Below are 9,683 nucleotides of genomic sequence, written 5' to 3' on the forward strand. Positions count from 1 at the left end.
GTTTTTTCCTTACGAGATATTCCGGCATTTTACGATTTTTGGCTTTTTTCATGACCACTCCGTTGTCTGTTTTTTCTTGTTTGCAGGTGGTCAACTTTAATTCGTTTAGGTGGTCAACTTTTACGATCGTTTAACAGGCAGGCAGTTGATGATTTCTAAGCTACCTATACGGCAGTTAACTCTCCCTCAATGGCTCCGATGTTACTATCACATTTCTAAGCTACCTATACGGCAGTTAACTTGCAAAGATGCCATAGCCGTTTTCGTTAAAATTTCTAAGCTACCTATACGGCAGTTAACGTACTCAGTACGGCTTTATTGACGTTCTCTATTTTCTAAGCTACCTATACGGCAGTTAACTTTTCGGGCCCGATAGGCGTAAACACTCATCATTTCTAAGCTACCTATACGGCAGTTAACTTGCAAAGATGCCATAGCCGTTTTCGTTAAAATTTCTAAGCTACCTATACGGCAGTTAACGTACTCAGTACGGCTTTATTGACGTTCTCTATTTTCTAAGCTACCTATACGGCAGTTAACTTTTCGGGCCCGATAGGCGTAAACACTCATCATTTCTAAGCTACCTATACGGCAGTTAACTTATAGATGAAGATCCAGACCAACCAAGAAGAATTTCTAAGCTACCTATACGGCAGTTAACAATATGCCTTCACTCAATTATAGCTGGTTCCCATTTCTAAGCTACCTATACGGCAGTTAACACAGCGTCATAGACATCACCGAACACGCAAGCTTTCTAAGCTACCTATACGGCAGTTAACAAGACCCTTGCCGACAAGTGCGATAGCTTTCATTTCTAAGCTACCTATACGGCAGTTAACTGGCCGTTACCACCAGTCTGAAATCTGGATGATTTCTAAGCTACCTATACGGCAGTTAACAAACTCAAGGAATTACCAAAAGCAAAAGTACATTTCTAAGCTACCTATACGGCAGTTAACTCTAACTGTATCATAGTTCTTTCCCTCTTTTTTTTCTAAGCTACCTATACGGCAGTTAACCCTCGTTTGGTATCACTGATGATATTCTTATCTTTCTAAGCTACCTATACGGCAGTTAACGTGCTAAATCAAAGTACCGCCTTAAACTATGATTTCTAAGCTACCTATACGGCAGTTAACTTCAAAATGGAAAACCCATTGTGTTGCTTCAATTTCTAAGCTACCTATACGGCAGTTAACAATGAATTGGATTTCCGATATCATTGATTCTATTATACTATATGAATAAATTTAGAAAAAAATAAAAAATAATATTAAATTTCGTATGCAATGATATTTCAGAGCATACGAAACAATATAAAAATTAATATCAAACTAAAAAAGAAAAGGGCCCCATATTGTATAAGGACCCACAAACTAGAAATTAAAATTTTGGTAAAGCACCACTAGATATCAATCCATAACTATTAAAAACAGGAGGAATATATTCCATATTTTCAATCTGATCTATGTATAACCTAAAATGTTCTCCACTAGTTGAGCTACTTAAATTAACATAAGGTAGGGATAGATTCTTACTTTGCAAATCTTTATAACGAATTCTTACAAAATTCAAATCTTCGTTATGTCGCTGTGCATATCGTCGAATCAATTTCTCCTTATTAAACTTACACTGAACCCGACGATACTGAACAAATTCATTTACAAATTTGGGGACTAGAGCAACACTTCCATAGAGAACATAATCTTCTAAATTCTTAAATTGCTTCACCTGTGGAATTTTCTTTAAAACTTCTTCACTAAACGAAAACAGTCTTAACTTATTGCCTAATCTAGCCTCTTCTTTGTCGTAATCTAAAAATGCTACCCCTATATTCGACATTCCTGTTAACTTTACACTCAAAGCACATGTCACATGAATGGCATACATAAATTTGCTTAAAAGAAAATTACATGGAATATCGTGATCATATTTTAATAATACGTCTAAATAGTACAATCGTTCCATTATTCTTTTTCACCTTGACCAAACACACCTCCACGAATTAACACTCCTATCACGAAGTGGAGCTGTGTTTCATCTAACTGTTCACCTAATGCAAATTTATCAAACAATGTGTAGAAATCTTCTTTATTCTTAGGGTGTCTAAAAGCCTTACCTAAAGTTGTTACAGCGCCATAAGGCTCCAAGGCAATTGGCACGACACCTTCAAGCTTGTCTGAAAATAAAGTATACCAAGTATCTATGGTTCGAATTGCATTTCCAATTTTTTGAGAATGTAAAGCAGCTACTCCGTTTACAGAATATAAAATTTTACTCTTTTTTACCCTTGCCTTGTCCATAACAAGTTCTTCACTAGGATATACTTCCTGACCATTTTCAATTTTGGCATAAGCAGTTACTTTTAAGGTCAAAGAAGTTTTGCCTAACAATGTCTGATTGATCAGCTTTGCCAATTCATCCAACTTTGGATCAGAATATTCAAAATTTGACAAAGGATAATTTTTACCATCAAAAATAAACTGTTTTTCATTTTCCAATGTATTACCTATTGTACGAACTTCGACATGAATAGCATCTGCACCGACCCTGTTTCTCCACAAATAACGTCCACTGGCAAGATTGTATGCATAGCGCTTAGATAACACATTAAATTCATATCTTTCTTTATACTTGCTAACAGCTAACTGCAAATTGTTTTTAAACTCAGAATTATTACAAGCTGATGGAACACCAACATTTCCAAGAAATTTAACAGTAAATTCCAATTTAACAGTATCGCAATCCTGAGGCAAAGAACAACAATCCACTGTCTGAGGATTGGAATTTTTAATATCATTATTTAACTTTAACGGATCTTTTGCTACAGCTGAAGTAAGCCTGTTTGAAATAGTTCCTCTTACTGATTTTTCGAGCAATCTTAATGGAACTGAAACATCCTTATTTTCCCACATGGTTCCATACAATAAACCATCTGAAGGACTGATTTTTCTTTCGAAAGCCAATACTGAAGGAATGTTTGATTTAGCCATTCTTAATCTCCTAACCCAAAAAATAAAATACTATATAAAAAAATCCTCATCCAATTCATCATCCATCAGTGATGAATTATCAAACTGTTCATAAACATAATAATTATCTTTTTCAATATAATTACTACGCCATAACAACTCACGTATTTCTTTAAATTTATGTAACATTCGAAACTCACCCAATGTCACCATACTTTCCACAAAGCGATGAGGAGTACAGTCGTCTCTTTGATTCAATGCGTGAGGAACGATAGATGTTACCCCCATATATCCAGTACAAATTGGAACTAACCAACCTTTATGATTTTTGGTTCCTGCTGAATCTTTTTCAAAATTTATAACCAAAGAATCTAATAAAGAATCAAGTGCATCATTCTGATTATCAAGGGAATTTTTAACTAAATCCTTTCTTTCAATCAGTGCGTACCCGGGCATTAACAAACCAACTATTTTTTGTCTAAAAACTTTTGGTTCATTCGCATGAAAAATTAATCTTGGTCTATCAAACGAAATTACATCTCCAGAAGAAATCCTCATGCTATCATGTAGCGTGCTAATAATCAGTTCAATGAATCCATTCCCTAGATCCGATGATTCATTAACATCTCCCTCAAACTCAATAATCAAACTAATATCCATCTGACATTTAATTTCTGCAATAAACGGTGGCTTTGTATATTTTTGTGGATTTTCTTTATCTTTTACCAATGGATTTCCAGTTAAAACGATTGAGGAATCATAACCACTTCTGCTCTCTCTCAAATTAAATTTATGAGAAACCACTCCAAAATTTTTAAAAGCAATTGAAGGAAAGCCACAACTACAAATTTTTCTCTGTAAACAATGAACTGCACCACCAATAGAAGTTAAAGAAGGAAAACCTACTGTATAAGGACTTGACCAGGCATTTGCATTATTGATGATTATATGTGGTAAAATTAATAAACTAGTGTTCACAACCAGAATTCCTCACGATTTGAAATTACTTCTTTTATAAAATTTATTTCACTATTACCTAATATAACTTTCCTTTTATCATACAATCTGTAATAAGTTCTTCTGATCCAATCAACTATAGAATTACTGATTTGTTCCTTTAACATATCTGTCATTAACGATTGTCTTTGAAGCTCATTTGGATTTAGCCAAACCTGCTGGAACTTAGGTAGATTTTCTCTACAGAGATTTGCACTACTTCGAACTAAAAACAAATTCTGGACAACAAAATCAATAATATTGTTTATCGCTTTATCCCTGTATCTAAATAACAGATTATTAGGTACTGTTTCTTTATCTGACGACAGATATTTATGAAAATATGTAAATAAAGAGCGATATTGGTTATAGTCCATGCACTCATCAAAAAAATCTTTTTTTGGAAGTCTGATATTTAATTCATCTATATCCAAAGGAGGAATAGAGCTTAATAACAAAGCCTTACCGCCATTAGCATTATTAAGAAAACTTATGTTCTGAGGTTTGGCGCCACCATACTTCACCACTCGAATACCGTATATATCTCTGTAGTTGTTTCTTTTATTTTCCCTAAATTCATTTTTTTCGTTGCGAATTGCTGCTATTCTGTTTTTCAATTCAAAAACTAGGCATGAAGGAGTAACAACAGACAACAAGTGGTATTGATTCTCGCCTATATAAAAATAAACTTGCTTGATTCTTGATGAGGTTACCTGACTGTCTGATTGCTCAAACATCAAGGAAAAATCATCCATTAATTTAATTGCATCATCCTTAGATCTTCCATCCATTTGAAGCAATTCATAAGCTTCTGGTGTTCTATCTCTGAGATTTTCCAAAATTGTGAAACCATTTGATAGTTTCAACATAAGAAATTTCCAAATTTTTGCATCTCCAGCATTACCAGATAAATCTAAAGGTCTGGATACTTTTACATTGCCGGATCTAACATAACCATCTTCTGTTCGTCTACCTTGAAAAACAATATGTGATAACACTTTTTTGTCTGAAGCAGTAAAAGGTTGTGGATGTGAAAAAGAATACGGATGAGTAGCACAATTAATAGCTTTGGCTTTTTTGGCTGCATCATCTATAAACGTTTTTGACAATTCATTTTCGTTTATAAAATCTAAAACTTCTTTACTAATCATTTCAATCTTCTTTAAATTCGTCTTCTTGCGAATAAACCCCAAAATTATCACTGTATATCCAATTATTTTTATAAATAGGTAAATGAACTTCACCAAAATAATCAGCTACATCATCAAAACTTTTATCAAACTGCTCAGAATACTCTTCTACGCAACTCTTATAATTTCTATTCAACCATAATCTATCAGTATATTTATAATCTTGTATATTTTTAATAGTATATGTTTTTGAAAAATTATTCCAATTATTTTGGCTATCTTTTTCAAAAAAATGAGCTTCGTCAAAATTCTTATCTTCAAATCTATAGACGATGGTGTATACAGGATTTGATTGTCTAAACTTATTCAATGTCTGAGGTATTGAAGTTAAATCGGCATAACTGTTACCGTACCCCAAAAAACCATAAATTTTTGTATTATTTTTAATTTTATTTCCTAATGCTATTAATTCCTGTGAAGATAATTTATTCTTATTATTTTTATAATCTGTAGTAATACGGTCAACTGCAGTTATTCCAAATTTATTATTATTTGACAATCCATGTAAATACTCTGACAAATCATGTTTTTCCCATGGTTTATCACTATCTTCCTCGTATCCAGGTTTTATAAAATAACATTCATTCTTAGCATCTTTGTTAATAAAAGCCTTATAATTGAACTGCATTATAGAGACGTTAGGATTGGTTATAGGAATATTTCTATGTCTGTTTACTCTACCTGACATCTGAATAATTGAACGCCATGAACTAGGCTCAATTACAGCCCAATCGTAATCATGATCTCTTCCTACTTCAGCAACAGGTGTCGCTACGACAACAAACAGTATTTTAGATGCCTTACTTTTGTTTATTATCTTTCTTACAAATACATCTTCTAAAATCTTGGGTTTTTTAACATTTTCATTTTTTCGTTTTAACAGAGTATCCAAATATTTTTCCTGATAATGTCTCATTAACAATACCTGTCTGCTGTGATAAACCATCACCCTTATTTCTGTATCTAAAGGTAATTCCGCCTCACATAAATATTTGGCAACTTTTACACAAGGATCTATATTGGCCATTCTTATTACCCCGAACGACACCTCCTTATATGTTTCAGGATCCTCTACATGATTAAAATCATGTAACTCTAACGAAGCATCTAAAATGTACTTAAAATAAGCTTTTGACAAATCTCCTTCATCAATATCATCAAATGGAGATTTAAACACCTGTCCCATTCTAAAAAAAGACTTATTATCTGTTAGATTTTTAATTCTTTTATTGATAAAAATCTTATGCATCTCAGAAAATTTTGGTGTTTTATCTTTCTCAAATATTTCCATTTGCGTATTAAATTCATCAACCCACATGCACATTATTTTTCTAGAACATTTATTCAACTTTTCATAAACCATTAATCCTTTATAGTAGGCATTAAAAAAAGCTACTACTACCTCATAAGGAATTGTGGCTGAAGACAGAATAACTTTTTTTCCGAATGTACCAGCTAAATATACAAGGCGACCAACTGCAAAAAGATCATTAGTTGAAAAATCATCAACTTCATCTATTACCAAATTTGAAGTCATTAGCCTCATAAAAGGTGGAATATATTTACCTCCTTTTACACATTCCGTTGCTGGCATAAGCTGATCTATGGTACAAACTAGAACAGGTGCACATAACAGTTGTAATTGTTTTTCATCACCAGTTATAGTTGAAAACAAATCATGCTGTAGGATTCCATTAAAATCTACGTATTCATCAAACAAAGAAGAAGATGAATCACTAAAATCCATCTCATCCTCATTAGGTCTATCATGTTGATGTAAATATTTAATCGCTGACGAACCTACAATAACAGCTACTTCCTCATCCGACATGCCTAATTTATTTCTGTATTCGTCACCGGTCTGTAATGTAAGAGTTCTTAGTCCCAAAGCCAGCGTAAAACGCAATTTATCGTTTTTTCCAATACCTAATGCAATTTTTGCATTTGCTATAGTCTTTCCACAGCCAGTACTTGCCATATTTAGAATAAAACCGCCTTTTATATCCTGGTTTTCATTTTCTCGATTAAATTTCTTTAACTTGTCGACAGCCTGATTCTGCCATATAAATCTCGGTAAACTTACCCTTCTTGTTAATTCCTTCACATTTTCAGCATAAGGCATATTTGACTCCAAATAAGGAAGAAAATATGCTATTTTAACGGCGGTATCACACACTCCACATAGGTGTTCATCAAGCTTTTGTTTCAATTCACGAGTAGTTTTAAAGGTATTTGCAAAAAGATTTGATTTAGATCTCCAGGATAAATCATTATCCTTGGAAGAGTAATTATGATCACCCAACATCAGGCTCAATCTGGCATATTTCAAAACAGCTCGCAAATCATGTCCTGAATAATGAGCAAAAAGAAGACGGCTGTCAGCTAATCTTGAGCTCCATTTTTTTAAATGGTTAAACCATACCATTGAAAAATCATCTATCCATTCTGGGAAATTAAAACACTGATCTAATTCTTCTATATCATTCTTACAACTAGATTGTCTTTTATATGCATTCCCGACAGTAATAATTGAGAATAACCCATAAAGATCATTTAAAAAATTATCAGGGATATCGCCCTCACTATATTTTTTCCCTTCATTAGTTACAGGAGAAGGTAACCTATGATGACTAAGTATCAGCCACAAAACACATAAAAGAAGAGAATCTGTTGATCCTTTGCTAACTTTAAATGGCCTAAATCTATCATCCCACTCATTATAAGTACGACAATAATTTATAATGTCTTTATAACAAGGTACATTACCAACAGATAGTTCTTTCAGCCAATCTTTTCCTTTATCACAAAAAAAACCATATATTCCCCATAAAAGCATCGCTGATACCAATTCATGTCTAAAAGGATCAGTAGTATTTGAACAACACTTTAATTTGTTTTGAAAATATAAAGATGATTTACCCAAATCATGAAAAAGAGCAGAAACAGCAACTAAAGACTGAAGCATAGGCATATAATCCCAACCGACTGACTCGTAATTGCTAAGTATACTTTTTTCTGTATAGTTTACCGGTACAATTCCATCCAAAATATCAAATTTATTTTTATTCCCTACGATCCAAAGAAGCTGGCTAACACTTCTTGAACGAATCCAATGACATGAAACGGCTGTATTCTTTGTTGCTGTTTTTCCCAACAATACTTTTACCATCTTTAAACCATCTTGCGTTATTACGGTTCGCCAAGTTGATTTTCCAATACGCAATGCAAATGCATCCAACACTCGCTCTGTTGTTTTAATAGCACCCTTTTCAGATTCAGATACAAAAACCACCATCATATGACATAATCCTCAAATCAAAGAAGATGTTACATTAAACAGTCATTCAAATTTTTTATTATCCATACAGATTTGCTGTACAGTATCAAACATAAAATCCATAACTTTAGTTTCATTGAAAACCATAATCATCTGATGCCTAAAATCAGAATCACTATAACCTTCTCTTGCACAAATAAAAGCCCACGGCAATACAACAGCGTCCTTAATTAAATCCGCCACGTCAAATACCAATGCACCTCTTCTAGTTTTTCCATGCATTAACGCAAAGGCATGAGGAATACCCAATACCCAAAGTACAGTTGCTGCCAACCCATATGCGAGATAATTACCATGATCTAAAAAATCGTTAGCCAGATCAGTGGAATCTCCCTCGCGGGAACGAATAAAATCTCTCTGCAACAACATATGCGCTGCAATACGATAAAGATTCTTAGTAAATCGAGCCTCTATAGTTAATAAATCATTGACGTTTTTTGCAAACTGAGTCTGCACATAATAATCATTAAGTATCCCTAAATCCTCAGAAGAAAGCTTTATGCCGTTACTAGAAAGTTCTCTATCAGTAGTCCAGATTTTTTCTATAAATCTGATTCGTGCCTTCTGCAATTGAATTGCGGCTTGTAAACGATAATCATCTATATACCAGAATGACAACCACTGCTGAACAAATTCAGGCGGTCTATATTCACTTTGAGGCGTTATGAATTCAATACTGTTGCCGTCAAATAAAGGTGTTCCACCTCCTCCACAAAATCCAAACAATACCCCAGCCTGTGCTAACATTCTGGCTGCTGCCTGAGTTATTGATGTACCTTCAGCTAATAAAATTACAGTGGTATTACAGATCGGAATATTAAAGAATTGTTCTAATTTATCTTTTTCAGTCAAATAAAGTACACGACCATTTTTCTGCATTATTCTGCAGTGACTTAAGTAGAACTTTCCCAAATCGTAATACTATACATTCTTTTTTGGTCTGCCAGGAGATCTTTTAGTTGGTACTTCATCTTGTGGTAAAAGAGACAACTTTTGAAGTACCTTAACCTGAGACGGATTCATATTAATAAGTTGCCAGTCACCCGAGTTAATTCTGGCTTGTTTAGCTCTTTTTAAAATTGACATGATTTTTTTATAGGTAAATGTGTTCAGTAATTCAGCCTTATCAAATTTGTTAATCAATTTAAACGATAGAACAGTTGACAGGAAATTGCAGAATTCACT

At 33.5% G+C, this 9,683-nt stretch carries 6 protein-coding genes, 1 pseudogene and 1 CRISPR repeat array; all 7 genes and pseudogenes read right to left on the reverse strand.

All coding sequences use genetic code 11. The annotated features are described in order from the left end of the window. The first annotated feature begins 152 nt into the window (after positions 1 to 152). A CRISPR array of direct repeats spans positions 153 to 1,202; the repeat unit is 28 nt; unit sequence TTTCTAAGCTACCTATACGGCAGTTAAC. A 184-nt stretch (positions 1,203 to 1,386) separates the two neighbouring features. After that, a complete protein-coding gene (gene cas6f, locus BMY80_RS11130; RefSeq protein WP_093143709.1) occupies positions 1,387 to 1,971 on the reverse strand; it encodes a type I-F CRISPR-associated endoribonuclease Cas6/Csy4 in 585 nt (194 codons plus the stop codon). Continuing rightward, positions 1,971 to 2,996 (reverse strand): type I-F CRISPR-associated protein Csy3, encoded by a 1,026-nt coding sequence (csy3, locus tag BMY80_RS11135; RefSeq protein WP_093143711.1) that lies wholly within the window; start codon positions 2,994 to 2,996, stop codon positions 1,971 to 1,973. Before csy3 ends, cas6f begins: the two co-directional genes overlap by 1 nt. 30 nt (positions 2,997 to 3,026) lie before the next feature. Then, a complete protein-coding gene (locus tag BMY80_RS11140; protein ID WP_177178578.1) occupies positions 3,027 to 3,953 on the reverse strand; it encodes a type I-F CRISPR-associated protein Csy2 in 927 nt (308 codons plus the stop codon). Further along, positions 3,950 to 5,122 carry a type I-F CRISPR-associated protein Csy1 gene (locus BMY80_RS11145; protein ID WP_093143715.1) on the reverse strand — a complete coding sequence of 391 codons (1,173 nt, stop codon included), beginning with the start codon at positions 5,120 to 5,122 and terminating at the stop codon, positions 3,950 to 3,952. The genes BMY80_RS11140 and BMY80_RS11145 overlap by 4 nt, the downstream gene beginning before the upstream one ends. A 1-nt stretch (position 5,123) precedes the next feature. Then, entirely contained in the window at positions 5,124 to 8,459 is a 3,336-nt protein-coding gene (gene cas3f / locus BMY80_RS11150) for a type I-F CRISPR-associated helicase Cas3f (protein WP_093143717.1), read from the reverse strand. A gap of 42 nt (positions 8,460 to 8,501) precedes the next feature. Further along, positions 8,502 to 9,410, reverse strand: a complete 909-nt coding sequence (gene cas1f / locus BMY80_RS11155; protein WP_281242283.1) for a type I-F CRISPR-associated endonuclease Cas1f — start codon at positions 9,408 to 9,410, stop codon at positions 8,502 to 8,504. A gap of 9 nt (positions 9,411 to 9,419) precedes the next feature. Then, a pseudogene (locus BMY80_RS12455) lies at positions 9,420 to 9,683 on the reverse strand (transposase); the annotation flags it as partial.

The organism is Ruminobacter amylophilus (genome assembly GCF_900115655.1).
Lineage (GTDB): Bacteria > Pseudomonadota > Gammaproteobacteria > Enterobacterales > Succinivibrionaceae > Ruminobacter > Ruminobacter amylophilus.